Here is a 22224-nt window from a genome sequence, read left to right as displayed (position 1 = left end):
ATAAGTCGTCCGAGAGGGCCCGCTCCGGGTGTGGAAGACCGGAGAGGATGCATGCTGGCTCGCCTTTGTCCTCGGGGACAAATTTTTCTCATGCCTCCAGGAGATCGACCAGGAGATCGCGCGGCAGGTGGCGCGGGCGGGGTGCCCGCGGTGCGGCGGCCCGCTGGATCGTAGCGACTATGACCGCAAGCCCCGCGGCGATCGCTTCATCGCGGCGACCGCGGAGCCGCCGGTGCGAAGGATCAGCTACTGCTGCCGCCGGGAGGGGTGCCGGCGGCGGCGCACGCCGCCGTCGGTCGTCTTTCTGGGCCGGCGCGTCTACCTCGGCGCGGTCGTCATCGTCGCGAGCGCGAGCGCGCTTTTGCGGCGCACGACGGCGTGTCCGCCGGCGCAGGTCCCGCCGGCAGACGTGCCGCCGGCAGAGGTCGCGCCGGCGCAGGCCTCGCCGAGACGGACCCCGGCGACGCAGGTCCCGGCGCGGACGCTCGGGCGGTGGTCGAGGTGGTGGCAGACGGAGTTGCCGGTCACGGGCCTGTTCGTGGCGTTGCGCGGGCTGCTCGCCTCGCCCGTGGACGCGGCGAGACTGCCCTGCTCGCTGCTCGAGCGGCTGACCGGCAGCGCCGTCGAGCAGGTCACGGCGCTGCTCAAGCTGCTGGCGCCGCTGAGCACGGGGTCTGTCGCTGACGGCGCACGATTTCTGAGGAGCGCTGGGGCCTGATGAGGGGCACGCAGAAGATGTAAAATGAAGGGATTCGCAGGTTGGCGTAGGGTTTCCCTCGCGGCGCACGGACAGATGACCCTGCCCGCGGAGAGGACCCATGAGCCACGAAGACACGCCAGCGCGCGTGCGATGGGCACGTCTGCGCCTTTCGATCATCGGACCGCTGCTCGCCTCGCCGGCGGTGCGGGGGCGGCTCGGCGAGACCATCGCCGAGCTCTCCGGCCGCCCCTGGCATCACCCGACGACCGGCGAGACGGTCTGTTTCTCCGCCAAGACGATCGAGCGGTGGTACTACGCCGCGCGCAGCGAGCTCGACCCGTTTCGGGCGCTCGCACGCAAGGTGCCCAAGCACGCCGGCACCCATCCGAGCGTCACGCCGGCTCTCGCCGCCGCGCTCGGCAAGCAGCACGCCGAGCACGAGACCTGGAGTTACCAGCTCCACTATGACAACCTCTGTGCGAGCGCGAAGCAGGATCCATCGCTCGGGAAGCTCCCCGGTTACGCGACGATCTGCCGCTTCATGAAGGACCAGGGCCTGACGAAGAAGAAGCGGCAGACCCGTATCGCCCGGGGCGAGGGCTACGTGCCCCGCGAGGTCAGGTCCTTCGAGGTCGAGCATGTCAACGGGCTGTGGCACCTCGACTTCCACAAGGGCTCGCTCAAGGTGCTCCACCCGTCCGGCGCGTGGGTGAAGCCGGTCATGCTCGGCGTACTCGACGATGCCTCGCGGGTCTGCTGCCACGGGCAGTGGTACTACAAGGAGAACACGCAAGCCCTGGTGCATGCGCTCTCGCAGGGGATCCAGAAGCGAGGACTGCCGCGCGCCCTGCTCGACGACAACGGCTCGCAGATGGTCGCCGCCGAGACCACGGAGGGGCTCTTGCGCCTCGGCATCGTCAACTTCAACACGATGCCCCGCACGCCCGCCCAGAACGGCAAACAAGAGTCCTTCTGGGGCCCGATCGAAAAGCGCCTGCTCGCCATGCTCGAGGGCGTCGAGGGGTTGACCCTCAGCCTGCTCAACCAGGCCACCCAGGCATGGATCGAGCAGGAGTACCACCGCGCTGTCCATAGCGAGCTCAAGGAGACGCCGCTGGAACGCTACCTTCGCGGTCCCGACGTCGGCCGGCCCAGCCCTGGCTCCGAGGAGCTGCGCCGCGCCTTTCGCATGGAGATCACGCGTACCCAGCGCAAAAGCGATGGGACCGTGACGGCGTGCGGCGTGCGCTACGAGGTCCCCTCTGCCTATCGCACCCTGAACCGGCTCCGCCTTCGCGTGGCGCGCTGGGACCTCAGCCATGTCGATCTGGTCGACCCGCGCACCGGCGCTCACCTCACCACGCTCCGGCCGCTCGACAAGGTCAAGAACGCCGATCGCGCGCGCCGCGCGCTCTCCGAGCCCGCGCCGGCGCCGCGGCGCTCCGGGATCGCGCCGCACCTCAAGGCGCTGATGGCCGAGTACGCCGCCACCGGGTTGCCGCCTGCGTACCTGGCGCTCGACGACGGCGGGCAGGACGGCGCTCCCGAGGATGGCGCCGCGCTCGACCCAGCGAACCAAGATCCTTGTCTTGAATCGACGGAGGAGGCCCTCTCATGACCTCGAAGATCCTGTCCCTCTACAGTCTCATCTTCAACCCCTTCCGACCCGACCTCCCCGTCGAGGCGCTCCACGTCACGCCACAGGTCCACACCTTCCTGCGGCGCGTCGAGAGCGGCGTCACCGACGGCGGCTTCGCGCTCGTCACCGGCGACCCCGGCACCGGCAAGAGCGTCGCGCTCAGGCTCGTGCGTGAGCACCTCGGCACCTTGCCTGACGTGACGGTCGGGACCATCGAGCACCCGCAGAGCCGCGTGCCCGACTTCTATCGTGAGCTCGGCGAGCTCTTCGGCGTGCCCCTGAGCGCCCATAACCGCTGGGGCGGCTTCAAGGCGCTGCGGACGCGCTGGAGCGAGCACATCAGCACGACGCGCAGCCGCCCCGTGCTCATCCTCGATGAGGCGCAGGAGGCGCTCACTCAGGTGCTCTGCGAGCTGCGCATCCTCGCCAGCAAGGACTTCGACGCTCGCCAGCTGCTCTGCGTCATCTTCGCCGGCGACGGCCGCCTGCCCGAGCGGCTGCGTACCCCCGAGCTCTTGCCCCTCGGCAGCCGCATCCGCCGCCGCCTCCACCTCGATTACGCCTCCCGCGACGATCTCACCGCCTGTCTCGACCATCTCCTCGAGGCCGCCGGCAACCTCGCCTTGATGACCCCGGAGCTGAAGGCCACCCTCGTCGATCACGCCGCTGGCAACTACCGCATCCTGATGAACCTCTGCGACGAGCTGCTCGCCGCCGGCGCCGACCGCGGCCTGCCACGGCTCGACGAGAAGCTCTACCTCGAGGTCTTCTCTCCGCCCCAGCGGCCGAAAGCATCGACGAAGAAGCGATGAGCCCCTCGGTCCGCCGCAGGCTCTACGCCGCGCGCGAGCTCCTGGAGCTGCGGCTGCTCTCCGCTGCGCTCGATGCCGTCTCCACCGCGCTCCGGCTCGAGCACCCGACCCTCGACACGCTCGCCGAGCCGACGGAGCCGCCTACGCTGTGCGCGGCACGCCATCTGCTCGTCCAGATCCGCTCGCTCCGCGGCGCCATCCGCTCCTACCGCTCGGCCGTCCACCGCGTCCTCGAACAACCCGACGATGACGGCATCCCCTTCTGACGCGCAAGCTACCCGCTTGACGCTCCGCGTCCCTCAAGCTCCGTGCGCAAGAGCCCCTCAATTCTCGTGGTTATGCTCAGTCGCCCTCGCCCGCCCCCGGCTTGCCCATCACCGCCATCGCCGTGACCCTGCCCAGCGCGTCGAAGCGCACCTCGCTCACGTTGCCGTTCGCATCCGTGAGCTGCCACGGGCCGAGGACGCGGTAGTCGGGGACGGCTTCCACGGCGTTGCTCAGCCCGTGGTCTCATGGTGGTCGAGGTCGTCGACGCGCAGGTCGGAGGCAATAAACACGAACTCATGAACGACGGTGTCCTTCAACCCGAGCAGGACGCGTAGTAGACTGGTGGCGCGCATGGACGGCGGTTGCGATTGGGAGTCTGGCAACCGCTATCGTGGCCGTCCGTCCGTGCGCCTTCCATCCCGTCTCCGCCCCCCTCGTGCGGGCCCACACGAGGTTTCTGCTTTCGCCAGCGGCGGGACGCGCTCCGGCTGCTGCTCTTCCCCTCCGAGTACCCGGAACCAAGCCGGACTCTCGCTCGGTCACGCCGCCTCGCGCCGCTCACGCTCCCACGAAGCCATCAGGAGGCTCGGTTTTGATGCGCCCGCCCTGGAGTTTAACCCAAGCCGCTCAATTCGCCATCCACCCATTTCACCTCATCGATCAGCGAGGCGGGGATCAGATAGGGAAACTCCTCCACAAAATCCGCAACATCCTTCTGAAGCTGCCTTAGCGAATCCCGCTGCAGTTGACCATGGAAGCGCAGAGTATCGTCGCACCGCAGGCGCAGCCACTCGACATCTAGGCGCGGAACGTCCACGGATCGCTCGAGAGCAAGCAAGCAGTCCCGGAGCCGCTCGACTGTCTCAACAATAGTCATATTAACACTTACCTTCTTCCGTGAGTATTCTCTACCATCCATTTGACACCATCTCTTGTCTCTCGGTACAAAAATCGAGCCGACACTTCTCTCCCCTTGAGATCGAGTGATATCCATCCCTCACGATTACCTGTGAGAGGATGTGGAGTTCTCGCCCCGAGCCGCGCCGCCGCCGCCGCATCTCCTGCGCGCGAGGCATGAAGGTCCTCGATGATGTCGAAGACCTGAGGATGTAGCTCTTTCGGAATTCCTTCGAACGGATGCGGCGTCGAACCGAGCGCACGAGCCGGACGTAATGACGGCACCAGTTCTTCGACCGCGGGAGCCGACACTCCTTCCCCTGCGTCCGTACTCCTTGGCTGTCTTGCGGGTGACGCGTGCTCGGCGCCGCCACCAGCCTGTGCTATGTTGGCGGATGACTTGGGCTTTGTTGTGCCTCTCGCTTTGCCTCCGGTACTGAGGGCCGTCGTAGCGGTGCCAACCGTATTCAACCCTGGCGCACCGAGGCCGCCGCCCGAGGCCGTGGCTTCGCCTGCGATGGCGGCGCTGCTGGTGACGCGCCCCCCAGCGGTTGCTAGAGCAGGCGTTCCGGACTTAACGGCCGCCGCGGCGCCTTCCATCGTCCTCCCTACCGCGGCCGCACCTCTGCCCGCTGCTCGAGCGGCTCCGGAACCTCCGACCAGCAGCGTCCCGGCATCGGCGGCATTCAAACCGATATCGAGAGTCCGACTTGCAATCTTCTCGGCGCTCTTGTCGCCGTCGTAATGAGTCGCCTCCCAGGCTATATCACCTAGCGCCTCACCAGTATTCTGAACGAGGTGGCCTGCCCCTGAGGGATCCCCTTGTTCTTCGCGGAGCCGGGAATCCATCGCCCGGCGGGTGGTTGATGCGGCAATGCGGCATGATGCCGCCCGTGACCGTTGCCGATTCGCTTTCGACCCAGAAGCCCGACCGAGAGAAGCTCGGCCTGGAGCACACCCGCGAGTTCGTGGACCGTGTCTTCGGCCCCGATCTGCATGCCCTGCGCGTGTTGTCGCTGGCCAACGGCGTCGCCGGGGTTCTGAACGCCGCCGTCCTGTCGATCCACGCCATCGGGCAGGCCTACGCGAACGTGGCGAAGATCACCGCCAAGAGCGGCGTCAAGCAGGTCGACCGCATGTTGGGTAACGACGCCCTGTCGCTCGACATCGTGCTGGCGCGCTGGGTCCGGTTCGTCGTGGGAGAGAACGCGTCGATTCTCATCGCCCTCGACTGGACCGACTTCGACAAGGACGACCACACGACGCTCTGCGCCTACATGGTGACGACCCACGGTCGGGCGATGCCGCTGGCTTGGAAGACGGTGAAGAAGTCGGCGCTGAAGGATCAGCGCACCGGACATGAACTGGAGATGGTCGAGCGGCTGCACACCTGGCTGCCCGAGAACGTGAACATCACGCTCCTGGCCGACCGGGCGTTCGGCTACCAGGAGCTCTACGCGCTCTTGGAAGCGTTCGGCTGGGACTTCGTCATCCGGTTCCGAGGCTGCATCCTCGTCGAATCGACCGAGGGCGCGGTGCGTCCCGCCGAGGACTGGGTGCCGTCGAACGGCCGGCCGAAGTTGCTGGTCGGGGCGCGAGTGACGGACAAGCGTGCCGCCGTGGGCGCCGTAGTGCTCGTGAAGGCGGCGCGCATGAAGGAGGCATGGTGCCTGGCGACGTCGCTCGCGACCACGAAGGCGGCGGAGGTAGTCAAGCTCTATGGCCGGCGGTTCACGATCGAGGAGACCTTCCGCGACACCAAGGACCTCCACTTCGGCATGGGGCTGTCGGCGACGCACATCCGCGATGCGGCCCGGCGCGATCGGCTCCTGCTGCTGGTCGCCATGGCGCACACGCTCTTGACGCTGCTCGGCGCCGCCAGCGAGGCCTCCGGGCTCGATCGAACTCTGAACTTCGGCGCTCACCAGAAGTGACCCACCCGTGCTCGTCAGAAGTGGTCCGGGCGCGGATCAGCGATCGCTGCATGGACTGCGAGCGCGGACTTGGAGCACGCGAGGCGTAGCGCGCCGACGTAGGCATCCGACGGTGCTACGCTCGCGCCCACAGTGCCCTCCGACCTCATCCCGCCCGAGTACGCCGGCTGGTGGCGGATCACCGAGACCGGCACGTGGGTCAGCGAGCACCTGGACGACCTCGGCCCGGCCGTGATCTCGTTCACGGGGCACGGTGATCGGCTCCGCATGCACTGCCTCCTGGCCTACGTCACCGCAAGGTTCACGCGGGGCGGGATCTCGTTCACGTGGGAGGGAGCCTGGGAGTACGACCCGATGTCTGGAACCGGCCGAGCACGGCTCGGAAAGGACGGGCGGCTCACGGGGACGATCAAGATCAAAAACGGCGACGAGTCCGCGTTCGCCGCCGAGCGGACCAACGAGCCCACCGAGCCGATCCCCCAGCCGCCTTCCTACCGTGACAAGTGGCGTCGGAGGTGGTGATGGGCTCGGTTCGGAAGCTCGTGCAGCGCGCAGGCGAGGGTGAGATCGAGCTCGGACGCGAGGTGGGGAGCCACGGAGGACGGCGCTAAAACGGGATCTCGTCCGGCTCGATGGGGCGCGCGGGGCGACGATCACTGTCTTCCCCGGTGAGTAGCTCGCGATAGGCCTCGATGGCGCGGTGCAGCTCGCGGATCCCCTCGAGCAGACGGCGGGCGGTGCGCAGGCCGGGCGGCGGATGGATCAGGGTCACCTCGGGCGGCAGCAGCAGCTCCGGGTGCCGCGCGACAAGGACCTGCACCGTGAAGAGGAGCGTCGCGTCGATGAGCGCGAGCGGCTCGGGGACGTGCAGCGAGATGGGGTCGGAGCGGAGCATGGGACACCTCCGGACGTGGTGGAAACATCAACTCTGGGGGTCGCGCAGCGACGGGCCGTCGATGCGGACGGTGTGACACTGGTGACGCAGGCGGCTGAGCAGCGCCTCGACGAGCGACTTGTTGCCCAGGAAGTTCGCCCACTCGGAATAATCCAAACTGGTTGCAATGATCGTCGGACGACGTCGATACCTCTCCTCCATCAGCTTGAAGAAGATGTTGGTCTGCTCTGGCCGGAGGTTCAGGTAGCCCATCTCGTCGATCACCAAGACATCGACGCGCGCGAGCCTGTCGAGCAGCTTGCGGCTCGATCGGTCCGCCAGCGACGCGTACATCTCGTCGAAGAGATCCTGGGCGCGGACGAAGAGACCGCGGTGACCGTTCTGCAACGCCTTCAGCAACAGCCCCGTGGCCAGGCCCGTCTTGCCGACGCCGGTGGGGCCGATGAAGACGATGTTCTCGGCCTTGGGCACGAAGTCGAGCTCGGCGAAGCCGCGGATCTGGCGCTGCGTGACGCCGGGCTGGCGCTTCCAGGGGAAGGACTCGATCGTCCACTGCTCCGGCATCGAGGCTTGCTTGATCCGATATGCCAGCACGCTCTCCTGCTGGTGGTGCCACTGGGCTCGGAGCAGGCGTGCCCACATCTGCTGGTGCGACAGGCCGTCCCTGTCCGCGCGCGCCAGCTCCTCGTCGAACAGCTCGGCGATCTTGCCGAGCCGCAGCGACCTCAACAACTGCGCGATCTCATCCGTCATCGTCGTCCTCCGATCCGGGGGTGTCGTCGGCCTCGGGCGCCTCTTCGCCGTCGGGCTCGTCGTGACCATCCTCGTCGTCTCTCCCTTCCTCGCAGAGCGGCGCTCCGGCGACCTCGGGCGGAAGCGGGAAGAAGTCGCCGGCGACGTGGCGCAGCACCAGTCTCTCGAGCCGATCCCTGTCGTCGAGCCCGTAGTGCGTCGCGATCCGCACCGCGGCGAGCAGCGGCTCGCGCGGGTAGTCGCGCATCATGGCCGCCAGCCTGCGCAGGACGCGCAGCGACCGGCCGCGCCGCTTGAGCAGCGCGACATACGCGATCACCTCGTCGCCGCCGCGCGACAGCTCGCGCTCCTCGGCCGACGGCGCGTCGCGCGCGAAGACCTTCTCGCTGCGCGGTGGTCGGTGCTCGGGCACGGTCACCCGCGCGTCGATGGGCTCGGGGATCCGCTCGTGCGTGGCGACGCGGCGCGGACCGTCGTACAGATCGATCCGGTCCTTGGTCTCGCGCACCTCGAGGTGCCGCCCGATGAGCCGCCACGGCGCCGAGTAGCGATTCCGATGCACGGTGACGTACCCCTCGCAGTCGACGATCCGCTCGTGGAGCTGGTAGACCTCGGGCACGTGGACCGGCAGAGGCGCGAGGTGCTGCCGCTCGACGGCAAAGAGCTCTCGCGGGCTCGCGTGCAAACTACGCTTGACCTTCGCGTTGACCTTGTCGCACCGCCCGCCCCTCGGCATTCGCGCCGAGCCACGCCGCGTGCACGATCGCCATCTGCCGCGTCGTCAGCCGCAGCGGCGCCGCCGCATCCGCGAGCCGCTCGCCGTCGGCGCGGTTGGCGCGCGCCAAGGGCACCAGGTATTTCATGGCTGCGTGCGCCCCGATCGCGCCCGCGCGCACGTGCGCGTGCACCGACTCGGGCAGCTCCGCGACCAGCGACAGGCGCCGGCTCACCCAGCTCGGCGTCCGGCCGAATCGCTTGCTCAGCTCCTCGCCGCTGAGCCCGAATCGATCCCGCAGCTCGCGCAGAAACCAGCCCTGCTCCAGCGCGTTGTCCGCGTCGCCCGCGCGCAGCATCCGCTCGAGCAACAGCGCCTCCGCCTCGCCCAGGTCCCACGCCGTCGCCCGCACCGTGTCCTGCCCGAGGCGACGAAGCAGCCGCACCCGCTTGTACCCGTCGATCACCACGTGCCGCGCGCACGAGACCGGGCTCACGACGACGATCGGCGCTCGCTGTCCGACCTCCGCGAGCGACGAGAGCAGGCGCCGCTCGCGCGCCGGGCTGCGGCCGCGGAGCTCTTCGTAGCGAAGGTCGAGCTGGTGGAACTCGAGATCCATAGGGCAGCGGGACGCCGCGGCTCGGCGGCGCGCGGCCGACCCTCGCACGCCCCGGCTCGGGTCTTTCCGGCGACCCCCGGGATGTCCGCCCGTTTCTCATGAAGTATCCAGCACTTGCGCCTGCCTCTGGTCTTGCGCGGCGCCCAGCAGGACTCGGCCGAATACCCCAAGGAAATCCGCACCTTGGACCCCGAACTCGTCTTGCGCGACGTCCCAGGGAAGTCGGTCGAGCGGCGGCGGCACCCGCAGCGGCGCAGGCGGCGGCGGCGCCATCGCCGTCCGCTGCTTCAGCCGCCGCGCTACGAAGTAGCCCGGGTTGCGCTCCCGCCACGACGCCTGCGTCTTCTTCCGCCTCGCGGCCTGGCAAGACGGCGACGAGCAGACCTGCTGCCGATCGCCAACGCGAGGATCAGGCTGGAACCACCGACGGCAGACCCGGCACGGTCGTGCACGACGCATCCCCCGAGCGTCGCACCTTGCCCCCCGTCACGATCTCCGCGCTCACCACCGGCTCCACCGCAAACGCGCCGGCGGCGCGCTCGACGGGACCGCCGTCAGCCGGGAGGGGGTGGACCATTTTTCGCGAGCAGAAGCGGGTCAATTCTCGCGAGCGCTGAAGGCCCACAGCTTTCCGGCCCCGCTTCTGCTGGATACCTCGCGGCATCACGCAGGGGACCTGGCTACCTATCTTCTCGACTTTTGACAGGGTGAGCTCCTCTCATCTCACAAGGAACGCGCCGCTTTCACGGCGCACAGGGGATGCCTCAGTGATACAGTAGCAACCTGGTTTCGATTCAGATTTGCAGCGACGATCATCTCACCACGAACGCGCGCCCTTCTGCCACGCGCTCGTGACTACACGACGTCTATCCGCTCTTCAACATGCGTCGCCCCTCATGGCGGAGCTTCTGTGTGGGACCAGAATCGGCGAGCGCCGCAAGCGCTCGTTCTATCTTCGGCGAACGCTCGATAGTTTTGGCCCACCTCAACGCAAGAGCAGTCCAATGCTGGGACTGACTCGTAAGCCCTGTAGCGATCACATCTTCGAACGGAAATAGCTCGATGAACTCCTCCGATATTCCTTTGTCTCGCAACCCTTCCAGAAGGCGCTGTCGTGCCTCGACTGGCGCAACTTCCAGAATTGGCAAGAGATATACGCAGTTCTTTCCCAGCGAAAACTCTCTCGCAGATCTCTCCCCTATTATAACCCACCAGCCATCCGAGGAGATGCCTAAGTCCAATCGCGCTGTCTCGAGCGATGCGACGGGAGTCAACCGGATCATGGATCCGTCGATCGGTCCAGGCAAAACCATCCAATGGATCGACAACCCGACCAGACTTGCTACGAGCTGATGGCGCCGTTCCATATCCATCAATCCTCCCACGGTGTATGCACGACTCGGACTCCATGATTTCTCATAAAGTCGACAAACTGTTGCCTGATCTCGGGAGTCCAATTTCTCCCGTAATGGCCACTCCACTCATCCGTGACCAGTCCTTCAGGCTGCCGCGAAATGCGGCCTCCGACGACGCCCGAGTGCGGCGAGATCCTGGCCGCCTGCAGAATGCTGTCGTGCCCGTGAGGCTGCCTGTCGGTGCTCACGACGAACCTCCCGCTCTTCGAGTCGAAGATGAAGTCCACGGGCTTAGCCGAACCGAAGCGCTGTACGGCCTTCGATGACCGATAGGCATCGCTTACCTCGAAGAAGCCCGCCGCTGGGCCACTGCCCCTCGCGGCGTCAGCGGCGCCCTTCTGCTCCTTGCTTACCGCAGCAGGCGGTCCTTCGGGCTTAGCACTGGCAGCTGAAGTAGCCGCTACCTGGCCTGTCTCTTGCTCTTTTGTACCCTCGGGCGGCGGCGGTACAACAGGCGTCATGCCCGGTGCTGGCGGCGGCTGAGGAGGGCCGGGTGGAGGAGCCGAGATGCCGCCATCACCCTTGGTCGAGAGTTTCTCGACGAGATAGCCAACGCCCATCTCGACAAGAACTATCCCGACGCCGATCGCAATCGACGGGCCGGGGCCGCCGGGGGCGCCGCCAGGCGGCGGTCGGGTGGGCGCCGCGCCCCGCGTGGCAGGAGAGATCCGAAAAACTCCCGAAGCGTCACCTCTTGACGGCGCACTAGGCGGCGCGGAAACTGGCTTGGCAGCGGCAGCGCCCAACGCCGCCGGAGTCCCGCCTTCTAGAGGCGCCTCCTCTGAACGCTCTGGGGTTGCGCCGCCAGAGCTCTTCGTCACCGCCGCGGCAATGCCTTTTTGCGCCTCGATCGGCTCCCAAGGCCATCGCCAGCGAATCGGCTGCTGCTGCGGAACTGCACGCCCATCAGGGTCGAACAATGTCGTGGGATTGTTCCTCGCGTACGCGTACAGGCTCGGCCCGTCCACCATCCCCTCTGGATCCGCCGCCGTCCACCTCCCGAGCCACGGCGCATAGTACCGCGCCCCATAGTAGTAGATCCCCGTCTCCTCGTCCTTCTCCTTGCCCGTGTACCTGTACCTCTTCCGGCTCACCTCCACCGCGCTGCTGGCCGACCAGTACGCCGTCGTCCCATAGGGGTGGTACTCCTCGTAGCCGATCACCAGCCCCGCCCCATCGACCTCCAGCGATGCCGAGCCAAGGTGGTTGTCGAGCTGATACCGCACCCGCGGCGTCACCGTGAACGGCCCCGAGGTGTCCACCGTCTTGGTCTCCACCATCGCCACCCGCCGCGCGCCATCCATCACGTGCAGCGTCTGCCGCTCCAGCACGAGCCCCGACCCGTTCCGCCGCCGGTAGACCTCGTAGCCGCCGAGGTAGATGCGCTCCTCGACGAGCCCGCTGTGCTCCCAGACTTGCGCACGCGCTGCCCCGTAGCATCGTAGTCGTAGTAGACCACCCCGCCGCCACCGAGATCTGTGCTCCGCACCTGGTCGTTCTCGTCCCAGGTCAGCGCCGCGATGTGCGGCATCGCCGTCATGTTGCCGTGCGCATCATGCGCATATGTCGCGCTGTACGGCCCGTTCACCGGATCTCCCGGCAGACTCGTGCTCGTCAGCCGGTTGCTTGTCTCCGCGTAGGCATACCGCCGCGTCCAGCTCCCCGCACCGGCCTGGTGCACCATCCGCAGCAGGTTACCCACCTCGTCATAGAAGTACTCCTCCGTGTAATTTCTCAGCGCCTGCGCGTCGTTCGCGTGCGGCAGCGACTGGATCGGCAGGTCGTTCTGGTCCCGCTGCGCGTCGGCCAGCCCTCCCGCGTGCTCCCGCCCTGTCGCCTCGACCAGCCGGTAGACCGCGTCGTACACGTACTGCGCGCTCGGCGACATCACGTCGTTGTTGAAGAACACCGTCTGCTGCGCGCTGTCCTCGATCTCGACGATGTTGCCGACCGGGTCGTGCACATACCTGAGGTTCTGCAGCACCGCGCTGTCCGCGCTCCGCGTCGTCTTCAGGCGCGAGAGCCGGAACGTCAGCGGGTCATACGTGTACACCGTGAATGTGCCGTTGCCGTACTCGATCCGCTCGCGCTGCCCCTTCGCGTCGTAATCGATGTCGTCGACGAACGTCGTCCACGCCACGGCGCCTCGAACCCGCGCCTCGACCCGCTCGAGCAGCCCGGCCTCGTTGTACGCGGGCTTCACCTCGCTCGCGTCCGGCGCCGTCACGCTCGTCGGCCGGTTCAGCGCGTCGTACGCCGTCTGCGTTCCGAAGCTCTCCATCTCGAGCAGCGGCTCGGCCGCCGTCGAGATGGCAGCCACATCCGTGAGCGCCGCCAACGCCGACCAGTCGGCTTCAGCATGCACGTCGCTGCGCAACCGGCGCGACGCCTGCAACACATTGCCCTTGAAGTCGTACGCCTGGCTCGTCACCACACCCGCGCCATCATACACCTGGTACGGCCTGCCGCGCAGGTTCAGCGCCGTTGCTTGCGGATGGGCTTCGCCGTGGACATAGCGCCGCGCCAGCCGCTCGCTGCCCGAGCCGAACTGCACGTGCTCGTGCGTCGGCCGGCGCAGCGCATCGTACGACGAGCGGTACACGAACCCCCGCCCGTTCCAGGCGCGCAGCCGCTGCCCCGTCGCGCCCGCCAGCATCCACCGCTCGCCGCTGTCGTTGCTCTTCTGATAGAGCAGCTGCCCGCCGAGCCCGAAGCGATGCTGCATCGCCGGGTTGCCGCGCGCGTCGGTGATCAGGAGCGGCCGCCCCTCGATGTCGAGCGTGCTCTGCGTGACGTACTGCCCTTCGGCCCCGTTGTCCGCCACCGCGCGGAACACCCGCCCCTGCGCGTCCAGGTGGCTCACCGCCGGCGTGCCGGCGTGCGCAGCAGCCAGGTTCGCAGCGCGCCGCTCCGGGTCGCCCAGCGGCAGCGCCTGGCGCGCCGCGTACCACGCGCTCTCCAGCACCGTGTCGTTCGGATCATGCGACGTCTGCTGCCACGCATCGAACACCACTTTCGAGAACGTGCCGTTGGGCAGATCGGTCCGGATGAGCCGGCCGAGCGGGTCGTACCGCAGGATCGGCGTGACCCCCCATTCCACGAGCTCCGCCTCGTCCTCGTACTCGTGCGTCGCGCTGAAGAACGGCTCGTACTGCTTGACCGGATTGCCCTTGTTGTCCAGCACCGTGCGCCCGGTGCCCACCCAGCGCGACGTCGCATGCGAGAAGACCAGGTCGCCCTGCTCGCTGTGCACCAGCGCGCCGTTCGCGTCGCGCTCGGGCGCCGGCCCCGGCTCCGCCTTCACCTTGCGCAGCACCTCGTTGCCGGAGCCGTCGGAGTAGACGTACGTCTCCAGCCACCGCGGGTTGCCCGCCCCGTGCTGCTCGCGGGCGCGCGCATGCACCACGTTCGGCTTGCCAGTGCTCTGGAATCGCTCCAGATCTGAGCAGCGCCTTCAAGATGGAGGGGCGTTCGCTCGATTCCGATCAGGTTTGCCGAGGAACAAAAGACGAAGCCCCCTCAGAAAACTTGCCATAAGTCGTCCGAGAGGGCCCGCTCCGGGTGTGGAAGACCGGAGAGGATGCATGCTGGCTCGCCTTTGTCCTCGGGGACAAATTTTTCTCATGCCTCCAGGAGATCGACCAGGAGATCGCGCGGCAGGTGGCGCGGGCGGGGTGCCCGCGGTGCGGCGGCCCGCTGGATCGTAGCGACTATGACCGCAAGCCCCGCGGCGATCGCTTCATCGCGGCGACCGCGGAGCCGCCGGTGCGAAGGATCAGCTACTGCTGCCGCCGGGAGGGGTGCCGGCGGCGGCGCACGCCGCCGTCGGTCGTCTTTCTGGGCCGGCGCGTCTACCTCGGCGCGGTCGTCATCGTCGCGAGCGCGAGCGCGCTTTTGCGGCGCACGACGGCGTGTCCGCCGGCGCAGGTCCCGCCGGCAGACGTGCCGCCGGCAGAGGTCGCGCCGGCGCAGGCCTCGCCGAGACGGACCCCGGCGACGCAGGTCCCGGCGCGGACGCTCGGGCGGTGGTCGAGGTGGTGGCAGACGGAGTTGCCGGTCACGGGCCTGTTCGTGGCGTTGCGCGGGCTGCTCGCCTCGCCCGTGGACGCGGCGAGACTGCCCTGCTCGCTGCTCGAGCGGCTGACCGGCAGCGCCGTCGAGCAGGTCACGGCGCTGCTCAAGCTGCTGGCGCCGCTGAGCACGGGGTCTGTCGCTGACGGCGCACGATTTCTGAGGAGCGCTGGGGCCTGATGAGGGGCACGCAGAAGATGTAAAATGAAGGGATTCGCAGGTTGGCGTAGGGTTTCCCTCGCGGCGCACGGACAGATGACCCTGCCCGCGGAGAGGACCCATGAGCCACGAAGACACGCCAGCGCGCGTGCGATGGGCACGTCTGCGCCTTTCGATCATCGGACCGCTGCTCGCCTCGCCGGCGGTGCGGGGGCGGCTCGGCGAGACCATCGCCGAGCTCTCCGGCCGCCCCTGGCATCACCCGACGACCGGCGAGACGGTCTGTTTCTCCGCCAAGACGATCGAGCGGTGGTACTACGCCGCGCGCAGCGAGCTCGACCCGTTTCGGGCGCTCGCACGCAAGGTGCCCAAGCACGCCGGCACCCATCCGAGCGTCACGCCGGCTCTCGCCGCCGCGCTCGGCAAGCAGCACGCCGAGCACGAGACCTGGAGTTACCAGCTCCACTATGACAACCTCTGTGCGAGCGCGAAGCAGGATCCATCGCTCGGGAAGCTCCCCGGTTACGCGACGATCTGCCGCTTCATGAAGGACCAGGGCCTGACGAAGAAGAAGCGGCAGACCCGTATCGCCCGGGGCGAGGGCTACGTGCCCCGCGAGGTCAGGTCCTTCGAGGTCGAGCATGTCAACGGGCTGTGGCACCTCGACTTCCACAAGGGCTCGCTCAAGGTGCTCCACCCGTCCGGCGCGTGGGTGAAGCCGGTCATGCTCGGCGTACTCGACGATGCCTCGCGGGTCTGCTGCCACGGGCAGTGGTACTACAAGGAGAACACGCAAGCCCTGGTGCATGCGCTCTCGCAGGGGATCCAGAAGCGAGGACTGCCGCGCGCCCTGCTCGACGACAACGGCTCGCAGATGGTCGCCGCCGAGACCACGGAGGGGCTCTTGCGCCTCGGCATCGTCAACTTCAACACGATGCCCCGCACGCCCGCCCAGAACGGCAAACAAGAGTCCTTCTGGGGCCCGATCGAAAAGCGCCTGCTCGCCATGCTCGAGGGCGTCGAGGGGTTGACCCTCAGCCTGCTCAACCAGGCCACCCAGGCATGGATCGAGCAGGAGTACCACCGCGCTGTCCATAGCGAGCTCAAGGAGACGCCGCTGGAACGCTACCTTCGCGGTCCCGACGTCGGCCGGCCCAGCCCTGGCTCCGAGGAGCTGCGCCGCGCCTTTCGCATGGAGATCACGCGTACCCAGCGCAAAAGCGATGGGACCGTGACGGCGTGCGGCGTGCGCTACGAGGTCCCCTCTGCCTATCGCACCCTGAACCGGCTCCGCCTTCGCGTGGCGCGCTGGGACCTCAGCCATGTCGATCTGGTCGACCCGCGCACCGGCGCTCACCTCACCACGCTCCGGCCGCTCGACAAGGTCAAGAACGCCGATCGCGCGCGCCGCGCGCTCTCCGAGCCCGCGCCGGCGCCGCGGCGCTCCGGGATCGCGCCGCACCTCAAGGCGCTGATGGCCGAGTACGCCGCCACCGGGTTGCCGCCTGCGTACCTGGCGCTCGACGACGGCGGGCAGGACGGCGCTCCCGAGGATGGCGCCGCGCTCGACCCAGCGAACCAAGATCCTTGTCTTGAATCGACGGAGGAGGCCCTCTCATGACCTCGAAGATCCTGTCCCTCTACAGTCTCATCTTCAACCCCTTCCGACCCGACCTCCCCGTCGAGGCGCTCCACGTCACGCCACAGGTCCACACCTTCCTGCGGCGCGTCGAGAGCGGCGTCACCGACGGCGGCTTCGCGCTCGTCACCGGCGACCCCGGCACCGGCAAGAGCGTCGCGCTCAGGCTCGTGCGTGAGCACCTCGGCACCTTGCCTGACGTGACGGTCGGGACCATCGAGCACCCGCAGAGCCGCGTGCCCGACTTCTATCGTGAGCTCGGCGAGCTCTTCGGCGTGCCCCTGAGCGCCCATAACCGCTGGGGCGGCTTCAAGGCGCTGCGGACGCGCTGGAGCGAGCACATCAGCACGACGCGCAGCCGCCCCGTGCTCATCCTCGATGAGGCGCAGGAGGCGCTCACTCAGGTGCTCTGCGAGCTGCGCATCCTCGCCAGCAAGGACTTCGACGCTCGCCAGCTGCTCTGCGTCATCTTCGCCGGCGACGGCCGCCTGCCCGAGCGGCTGCGTACCCCCGAGCTCTTGCCCCTCGGCAGCCGCATCCGCCGCCGCCTCCACCTCGATTACGCCTCCCGCGACGATCTCACCGCCTGTCTCGACCATCTCCTCGAGGCCGCCGGCAACCTCGCCTTGATGACCCCGGAGCTGAAGGCCACCCTCGTCGATCACGCCGCTGGCAACTACCGCATCCTGATGAACCTCTGCGACGAGCTGCTCGCCGCCGGCGCCGACCGCGGCCTGCCACGGCTCGACGAGAAGCTCTACCTCGAGGTCTTCTCTCCGCCCCAGCGGCCGAAAGCATCGACGAAGAAGCGATGAGCCCCTCGGTCCGCCGCAGGCTCTACGCCGCGCGCGAGCTCCTGGAGCTGCGGCTGCTCTCCGCTGCGCTCGATGCCGTCTCCACCGCGCTCCGGCTCGAGCACCCGACCCTCGACACGCTCGCCGAGCCGACGGAGCCGCCTACGCTGTGCGCGGCACGCCATCTGCTCGTCCAGATCCGCTCGCTCCGCGGCGCCATCCGCTCCTACCGCTCGGCCGTCCACCGCGTCCTCGAACAACCCGACGATGACGGCATCCCCTTCTGACGCGCAAGCTACCCGCTTGACGCTCCGCGTCCCTCAAGCTCCGTGCGCAAGAGCCCCTCAATTCTCGTGGTTATGCTCAATCGTACTCGAATGTGACGGTCGGGTCGTCGAGCGTGTCGCCCTCGCCCGCCCCCGGCTTGCCCATCACCGCCATCGCCGTGACCCTGCCCAGCGCGTCGAAGCCCACCTCGCTCACGTTGCCGTTCGCGTCCGTGAGCTGCCACGGGGCGAGGACGCGGTAGTCGGGGACGGCTTCCGTGACGTTGCTCAGCGGATCCGTCACCGCCGTCACGAGCAGGCGATATGGGTCGTAGACTACCTGCGACGCATTATCGAACGGATCGATGAATGTCGTCGGCAAGTAGAAGTGCGCCGCCGAGGGCACCGCCCGCCCCGAGGACACCCAGTAGTCCGAATCGCCCGGGAGCTGAAGATAGCGCCCCTCCGCGAGCATGCCGCTCGTGACGCGAGCGCCGAACACGGACGCGATCAGCGACGGCGTGAGCACCTTGGCAAGGCTCTCACACGGCAGCGCCCTGCCCCCGACCTCGCCGAACGGCAGCGGTCCCGTCAGATCGTCGCTCCAGTACATCGTGCGCACCTGCTGCAAGAGGCGCTTCTGGAAAGCCCCGCCCGACGTCCCGTCGTACTCGAGCGGCGTCGCGGCGTCTGCCGCAGCGAGGACCGCCTCGAACGCGAGCACCCCCTCCTGGCCGAGCGGCAAGCCGTGCAGCTCGTAGGTCCGGCTCTCGATTGGTACCCCGATCCGATAAGCCCCCTCCTCACCCGGGATCAGGTGCACCACGTCGTGCTCCGTCAACGTCGCCTTCCCCTGCTCCTGCTCGGGGAACGCAGCCCACGCGGCCCGCCTCCGATACCCGATCTGCACCGTCCTCCGGACCGCGCCGTGGTCGTCGACCTCCAGCGTGAGCGCGTGCGCCACGCGCGGATCGCTCTCGTTCCGCTCGTAATGGTACTCCAGCGCCTCGCGCGGATGCGCGAAGAACACGGCGTGCGCATCGCCCACCGCGGGCTGGAGCCGCCGTAGCGCGTAGCTGCGCTCGGTGACCACGTACGGACGCGGCTCCTCCGCCGACCCGTCGAGCGCATAGACCTCCTGGCGGAGCGGCCGCCCCTTGAGCGCCCGGCACGCCTCGCGCATCTCCACGGCGCGGAGCCCCTCAAGCATCGGCGTATCCGCCAGGCGGACCGCCCCCGCGTCGCCAGCGTAATACTCGCTCTCATACTGCGCCGAGATCTTCGCCCCCTCGACCCACGCGCCCGTATGGAACCACGTCTTCGTCAGCACCGGCGGCAGGTGCAGCTCGGGATCGGCGTTGGCCGCCGGCGGCGCGAAGCCCGCCCCGCTGAACGCCGAGAACGACTCCGTGTCCCACTGCTCCACCATGCCGAAGCCGCGCATCTCCCGCTCCACCCCGTCGTAGTCGCCGTGGTGGTAAGCATACGTCGTCACGAAGCGATGCCGCGAGACCGCGTCGAACACCTCCACGCGCTCGATGACGTGGACCACGAACGGGAGCCTCGTCCCCCACGGGCGGCCGGCAGCCCGGTCGGCGAGGTAGAACTTCGTCGACGGGGCATACGTCACCGTCGTCGTCCTTCCAAGATTGTTCGCGACCGACGTCAAGAGATGCGGTTTCTTGCTCCCGAGCAGATCGATGTAGCGCATCCGCGGGCGCGCCCCGGGCAGCGACGAGGTCCACACGAGGCACCCGGTCCCGGAGCCGAGCAGATCGACCACGTCGACCGCCGCGAGATCGCTCACGTCCGGCAGCCGCGGCAAGATCACCGGCGCAGCCAGCGTGTTGCCGGCGTTGTTCGCGTACAAGCGCACGCCGTCCGCGTGTAGGTAAAGAATGTCGGTCGTCCCCGAGCCGTCCACGTCGGCGAGCCGGATCCTCTTCGGGTCGAAGCGCCCCTCGTGGTCGAACCGCATGCGGCCGCCCATCTGCACCTTTGCGCCGAAGCGGCCATGGCCGAGGTTGGGCCAGTAGCACACGTTGCCGTTCCGGATCCGCACCAGGTCGACCAGCCCGTCGCCGCTCATGTCGGCCAGAAAGATGCTCTGCGCCGCGTCGGCGAACACCAGCGATGGTCCGCGCTCCTCGTCGCTCGGGCGCGCGATCGTGATCGGCCGGTCGAACCCGCCCTTGGCCAGCGACGGATACCACGTGAACGTGTCAGGCCCCGTGACGAGGATGTCCTCGTGCCCGTCGCCGTTCAGATCGATGAGCCGGAGGTTCGGGTCGCTCCAGTCGACGTTCGGCTGCGACGCGAACGGCCGGAACGGCGCCCACCCCGCGTCCGTGCGGTCGAAGTAGCCCGCCACCGGCCGCTCGAACACCACCATCTCCTTGCGCCCGTCCCCGTCCACGTCGAGCAGCTGCCCGCCGTTCAGGACCGCCGGCCTCGACGGCAGCGGCCGCGCCGGCGACAGCAGACCTGCGCCGAGGTTCTGCTTGTAATACAGCGCCTCCCCCTCCTCGATCAGCACGCCGGGCAGCGCCTCGCCGTCGAGATCGACCCACCGCCGCCCAGACCCCATCGTGCCGCTGGGCAGATCGCGCAGACCCTCGGGGTCGAGCGCCTTCACCTCGCGGTGGATCACCGGCTCGCTGTACGTCAGCGCGATGGGCGGGAGCGCCTCGCGGCTATACGCCTGCGTCTGCGGATCGCGCACATATCCGGCCTGCGTCGCGGTGGCGAGCCGCGTCAGGTATGCGTTCTCCGCATACGCGAGGTCGAGCGAGCGCACGAGGCACGGCGTCTCGCCGAGCTCGGACATTTGGTGAAACATCAGCACGCGACGGCAGAGCCGGTACGTGCGGATCTCGAACCCGGCGCGGTACACCGAGAACGGGTCCTGGCGGACCGGCCACGGGGCGCTCTCCGCCGGCGTGGGCGCCACCGCCTCGTGCTCCCCGTAATCGAAGACGACCTCGAACAGGAAGCTCCCCGCGACGCCCGGCACCGTGTTCCCGTAACGGACCCGCTTGAGATAGCGGTTCGCGACCGCCGCGCGCCCCGCGTGGCGGTGGCTCTCCGCGGCCTCGTCGCGCGCCACGCCCGTCAGATCCTCCGCCTTGTACTCGTAGGCGACGACATTGCCCTTGTCGTCCCGCGTCTCCTCCAGCAGCCACGAGAACACGCGCTCCGGCCTCGCCGGGTCGGCGACCCGCGCGTCCTGGCTCCGCCCGTAGACGCTCGTCATGTTGTCCGGCGTCGTCGCCGTCCAGTACACGTTCCCGCTCGCCTTGACCTCGCGGCGCTCGATCCGCGCGAACGCGCCCTCCACGCGGGGACGGTAGCGGATCACCCGCTCACCCTCCGTCTCGTACCGGTCGAGCACCGCGCCGTCGCTCGACCGGGCCGGCACCAGATCCTCCGCGCCGGACAGGACGAACACGTCGCTCTCGTGCGCGTCGTCGTAACGGGGAAGGCCCTTGTCGGTCTTTCGCGTGATGCGCGGGATCGACAGCTGCCAGCCGACGCCGAACGGACCGTTGCCAGCTCCGGAGTCGTACGTCACCGCCAGCCCTGGCCCGAACCCGGCCCGGCCTGGGCTCAGCGGCAGCGGGATCGAGAACGAGCCCGTACCCGTCACCGGGTTCGCGGAGAACTTCTCATCCACCCCGCGGATCGCGCCGCCGCCCTTCGGCAGCGCGGGCGCTGGCAGCGCCGGCGCCTTGGGCGCGCCGGGGAGGCCCTTCGGAGCCTCGGTGTCCTTACCGGACCCGTCCCGGGCGAGGGACGCCGGGTCTCGGCGCTTGCCGCGTGTTCCGACGTCCGGTGCGGCCGGCGCTCCTGTCCGAGCAGCGGTGGTTTCCTTCTTGGGCTCACGAGCGTTCATCCGTCTCTCTCTTCCCATGGCAATGGGCGGCCCGCGCGCCCGGAGCGCCTCGCTCCGGCACGACGGCGTCGACCGCCGAATCCGTGAGCGGCGCCGGGCCAGCGCCGCTCACGGACGGTTCGAGCTCTTTACGGCCCTGTCCTCGTCGCCCGGCTTCCCCCCGGGACAAGGGCTCGTCCCCCCTGCGGGCAGCGCTACTTGTAGAACACGTTCACGATGATCGTGTTCGGCCCCGGTGTGGAGGTGTTGTTGTCTGACGCCGCGGCGGACGCGCCGATCCCGATGCCGTTCGTGAACGCGATGCCGTTCGTGTGCTCGGCCGAGACCACCTGCCCGGCCGGCACCATGAGCGTCAAGGCTGGCTGGGTCGTGCCGACCGTCGGGGCCCCCGCCGTGTCGTAGAGCTTCACGAACGCGTCGCTCGAGCTCCAGTTGGCCAGGTGCCAGCCGAACACCTGCCCGGGGGAGCTCTTCACGTTCTGCCCCGTGGTGCTCAGGCCGACGTTGCGGTAGATGGAGAGCCCACCCGCGGTGGCCGGCGTCACGTGGACCGCGCCAACGGTGTTGGTGCCCGCCGGGAGCGCCCCGACCAGGCCCACCGGCAGCGGGTCGTCCTGCGAGACGTCGACGGCCGTGCCGTCCACGCCCGTCTGCACCTTGGCGCGCAGGACGTGGACGCCGAGGATCTCGTCGGTGGCGAGGATCGTGCCCGCGCCTTCAGGAAGCGTGATGTTGTCCGACATGGATGCTGACTCCT

18 protein-coding genes and 2 pseudogenes are annotated in these 22224 nt (G+C 68.4%); 10 read left to right on the top strand and 10 right to left on the bottom strand.

Going from position 1 to position 22224, the window contains the following annotated elements; translation table 11 throughout:
- Positions 1-28 precede the first annotated feature (28 nt).
- The 4 genes and pseudogenes from WMF31_RS02530 (at position 29) to WMF31_RS02515 (ending at position 3417) form a co-directional block, all read left to right on the top strand.
- Complete coding sequence (locus WMF31_RS02530; RefSeq protein ID WP_129348455.1) at positions 29-718, top strand: hypothetical protein; 690 nt, start codon at positions 29-31, stop codon at positions 716-718.
- Positions 719-818: 100 nt separating this feature from the next.
- Positions 819-2228: pseudogene (locus WMF31_RS02525) on the top strand (IS481 family transposase); the annotation flags it as partial.
- 86 nt (positions 2229-2314) lie between these two features.
- Positions 2315-3151: an ExeA family protein gene (locus WMF31_RS02520; RefSeq protein ID WP_129348457.1), complete on the top strand. Its 837-nt coding sequence runs from the start codon at positions 2315-2317 to the stop codon at positions 3149-3151.
- Positions 3148-3417, top strand: a complete 270-nt coding sequence (locus WMF31_RS02515; protein ID WP_129348459.1) for a hypothetical protein — start codon at positions 3148-3150, stop codon at positions 3415-3417. The genes WMF31_RS02520 and WMF31_RS02515 overlap by 4 nt, the downstream gene beginning before the upstream one ends.
- A gap of 76 nt (positions 3418-3493) precedes the next feature.
- Here WMF31_RS02515 and WMF31_RS02510 read toward each other — a convergent pair whose 3' ends face one another.
- Positions 3494-3640: a hypothetical protein gene (locus WMF31_RS02510; protein ID WP_436600402.1), complete on the bottom strand. Its 147-nt coding sequence runs from the start codon at positions 3638-3640 to the stop codon at positions 3494-3496.
- 391 nt (positions 3641-4031) lie between these two features.
- Positions 4032-4295: a hypothetical protein gene (locus WMF31_RS02505; protein ID WP_436600401.1), complete on the bottom strand. Its 264-nt coding sequence runs from the start codon at positions 4293-4295 to the stop codon at positions 4032-4034.
- A gap of 901 nt (positions 4296-5196) precedes the next feature.
- Here WMF31_RS02505 and WMF31_RS02500 point away from each other — a divergent pair.
- Both WMF31_RS02500 and WMF31_RS02495 read left to right on the top strand, forming a co-directional pair.
- Positions 5197-6249 (top strand): IS4 family transposase, encoded by a 1053-nt coding sequence (locus WMF31_RS02500; RefSeq protein ID WP_436600400.1) that lies wholly within the window; start codon positions 5197-5199, stop codon positions 6247-6249.
- Positions 6250-6381: 132 nt separating this feature from the next.
- Positions 6382-6771, top strand: coding sequence for a hypothetical protein (locus tag WMF31_RS02495; RefSeq protein WP_436600399.1), 390 nt, complete (start codon positions 6382-6384; stop codon positions 6769-6771).
- A gap of 85 nt (positions 6772-6856) precedes the next feature.
- Here WMF31_RS02495 and WMF31_RS02490 read toward each other — a convergent pair whose 3' ends face one another.
- The 6 genes from WMF31_RS02490 to WMF31_RS02465 form a co-directional block, all read right to left on the bottom strand.
- The gene (locus WMF31_RS02490; protein WP_436600398.1) at positions 6857-7144 is read right to left on the bottom strand and encodes a hypothetical protein; all 288 of its coding nucleotides are present in this window, start codon (positions 7142-7144) and stop codon (positions 6857-6859) included.
- A 27-nt stretch (positions 7145-7171) separates the two neighbouring features.
- Positions 7172-7897: an IS21-like element helper ATPase IstB gene (gene istB / locus WMF31_RS02485; RefSeq protein WP_436600397.1), complete on the bottom strand. Its 726-nt coding sequence runs from the start codon at positions 7895-7897 to the stop codon at positions 7172-7174.
- Positions 7887-8633 carry a Mu transposase domain-containing protein gene (locus WMF31_RS02480; protein WP_436600396.1) on the bottom strand — a complete coding sequence of 249 codons (747 nt, stop codon included), beginning with the start codon at positions 8631-8633 and terminating at the stop codon, positions 7887-7889. The genes istB and WMF31_RS02480 overlap by 11 nt, the downstream gene beginning before the upstream one ends.
- Positions 8584-9231, bottom strand: a complete 648-nt coding sequence (locus WMF31_RS02475; RefSeq protein ID WP_436600395.1) for a ParB/RepB/Spo0J family partition protein — start codon at positions 9229-9231, stop codon at positions 8584-8586. The genes WMF31_RS02480 and WMF31_RS02475 overlap by 50 nt, the downstream gene beginning before the upstream one ends.
- A 1372-nt stretch (positions 9232-10603) precedes the next feature.
- Positions 10604-11977, bottom strand: coding sequence for a polymorphic toxin type 43 domain-containing protein (locus WMF31_RS02470; protein WP_436600394.1), 1374 nt, complete (start codon positions 11975-11977; stop codon positions 10604-10606).
- Entirely contained in the window at positions 11950-14052 is a 2103-nt protein-coding gene (locus WMF31_RS02465) for an RHS repeat domain-containing protein (protein WP_436600393.1), read from the bottom strand. Before WMF31_RS02465 ends, WMF31_RS02470 begins: the two co-directional genes overlap by 28 nt.
- Positions 14053-14207: 155 nt before the next feature.
- Between WMF31_RS02465 and WMF31_RS02460 the strand changes: the two genes are divergently transcribed.
- The 4 genes and pseudogenes from WMF31_RS02460 to WMF31_RS02445 all read left to right on the top strand — a co-directional run bounded on the left by WMF31_RS02460 (position 14208) and on the right by WMF31_RS02445 (position 17596).
- The gene (locus WMF31_RS02460) at positions 14208-14897 is read left to right on the top strand and encodes a hypothetical protein (protein ID WP_129348455.1); all 690 of its coding nucleotides are present in this window, start codon (positions 14208-14210) and stop codon (positions 14895-14897) included.
- 100 nt (positions 14898-14997) lie between these two features.
- A pseudogene (locus WMF31_RS02455) lies at positions 14998-16407 on the top strand (IS481 family transposase); the annotation flags it as partial.
- A gap of 86 nt (positions 16408-16493) precedes the next feature.
- The gene (locus WMF31_RS02450) at positions 16494-17330 is read left to right on the top strand and encodes an ExeA family protein (RefSeq protein WP_129348457.1); all 837 of its coding nucleotides are present in this window, start codon (positions 16494-16496) and stop codon (positions 17328-17330) included.
- Complete coding sequence (locus tag WMF31_RS02445; protein ID WP_129348459.1) at positions 17327-17596, top strand: hypothetical protein; 270 nt, start codon at positions 17327-17329, stop codon at positions 17594-17596. The genes WMF31_RS02450 and WMF31_RS02445 overlap by 4 nt, the downstream gene beginning before the upstream one ends.
- Positions 17597-17672: 76 nt before the next feature.
- Here the strand turns inward: WMF31_RS02445 and WMF31_RS02440 are convergent, their stop codons facing one another.
- Together WMF31_RS02440 and WMF31_RS02435 are read right to left on the bottom strand one after the other, a co-directional pair.
- A complete protein-coding gene (locus tag WMF31_RS02440) occupies positions 17673-21467 on the bottom strand; it encodes a SpvB/TcaC N-terminal domain-containing protein (protein WP_436600392.1) in 3795 nt (1264 codons plus the stop codon).
- Between the two features lie 194 nt (positions 21468-21661).
- Entirely contained in the window at positions 21662-22210 is a 549-nt protein-coding gene (locus WMF31_RS02435; RefSeq protein WP_436600391.1) for a hypothetical protein, read from the bottom strand.
- Positions 22211-22224 lie beyond the last annotated feature (14 nt).

Origin of the sequence: Sorangium sp. So ce1036, from assembly GCF_051369805.1 — a bacterium.
Lineage (GTDB): Bacteria > Myxococcota_A > Polyangia > Polyangiales > Polyangiaceae > Sorangium > Sorangium cellulosum_F.
Note: the sequence above shows the minus strand (reverse complement) of the source record. Positions and strands in the feature narration are given on the sequence as shown.

Bases quoted from the DNA above. Each gene is read 5' to 3' on its own strand.
- WMF31_RS02520 (WP_129348457.1), top strand. From the start codon at position 2,315: ATGACCTCGAAGATCCTGTCCCTCTACAGTCTCATCTTCAACCCCTTC.
- WMF31_RS02515 (WP_129348459.1), top strand. From the start codon at position 3,148: ATGAGCCCCTCGGTCCGCCGCAGGCTCTACGCCGCGCGCGAGCTCCTG.
- WMF31_RS02505 (WP_436600401.1), bottom strand. From the start codon at position 4,295: ATGACTATTGTTGAGACAGTCGAGCGGCTCCGGGACTGCTTGCTTGCT.
- WMF31_RS02500 (WP_436600400.1), top strand. From the start codon at position 5,197: ATGATGCCGCCCGTGACCGTTGCCGATTCGCTTTCGACCCAGAAGCCC.
- WMF31_RS02490 (WP_436600398.1), bottom strand. From the start codon at position 7,144: ATGCTCCGCTCCGACCCCATCTCGCTGCACGTCCCCGAGCCGCTCGCG.
- istB (WP_436600397.1), bottom strand. From the start codon at position 7,897: ATGACGGATGAGATCGCGCAGTTGTTGAGGTCGCTGCGGCTCGGCAAG.
- WMF31_RS02480 (WP_436600396.1), bottom strand. From the start codon at position 8,633: ATGCCGAGGGGCGGGCGGTGCGACAAGGTCAACGCGAAGGTCAAGCGT.
- WMF31_RS02475 (WP_436600395.1), bottom strand. From the start codon at position 9,231: ATGGATCTCGAGTTCCACCAGCTCGACCTTCGCTACGAAGAGCTCCGC.
- WMF31_RS02450 (WP_129348457.1), top strand. From the start codon at position 16,494: ATGACCTCGAAGATCCTGTCCCTCTACAGTCTCATCTTCAACCCCTTC.
- WMF31_RS02445 (WP_129348459.1), top strand. From the start codon at position 17,327: ATGAGCCCCTCGGTCCGCCGCAGGCTCTACGCCGCGCGCGAGCTCCTG.
- WMF31_RS02440 (WP_436600392.1), bottom strand. From the start codon at position 21,467: ATGAACGCTCGTGAGCCCAAGAAGGAAACCACCGCTGCTCGGACAGGA.
- WMF31_RS02435 (WP_436600391.1), bottom strand. From the start codon at position 22,210: ATGTCGGACAACATCACGCTTCCTGAAGGCGCGGGCACGATCCTCGCC.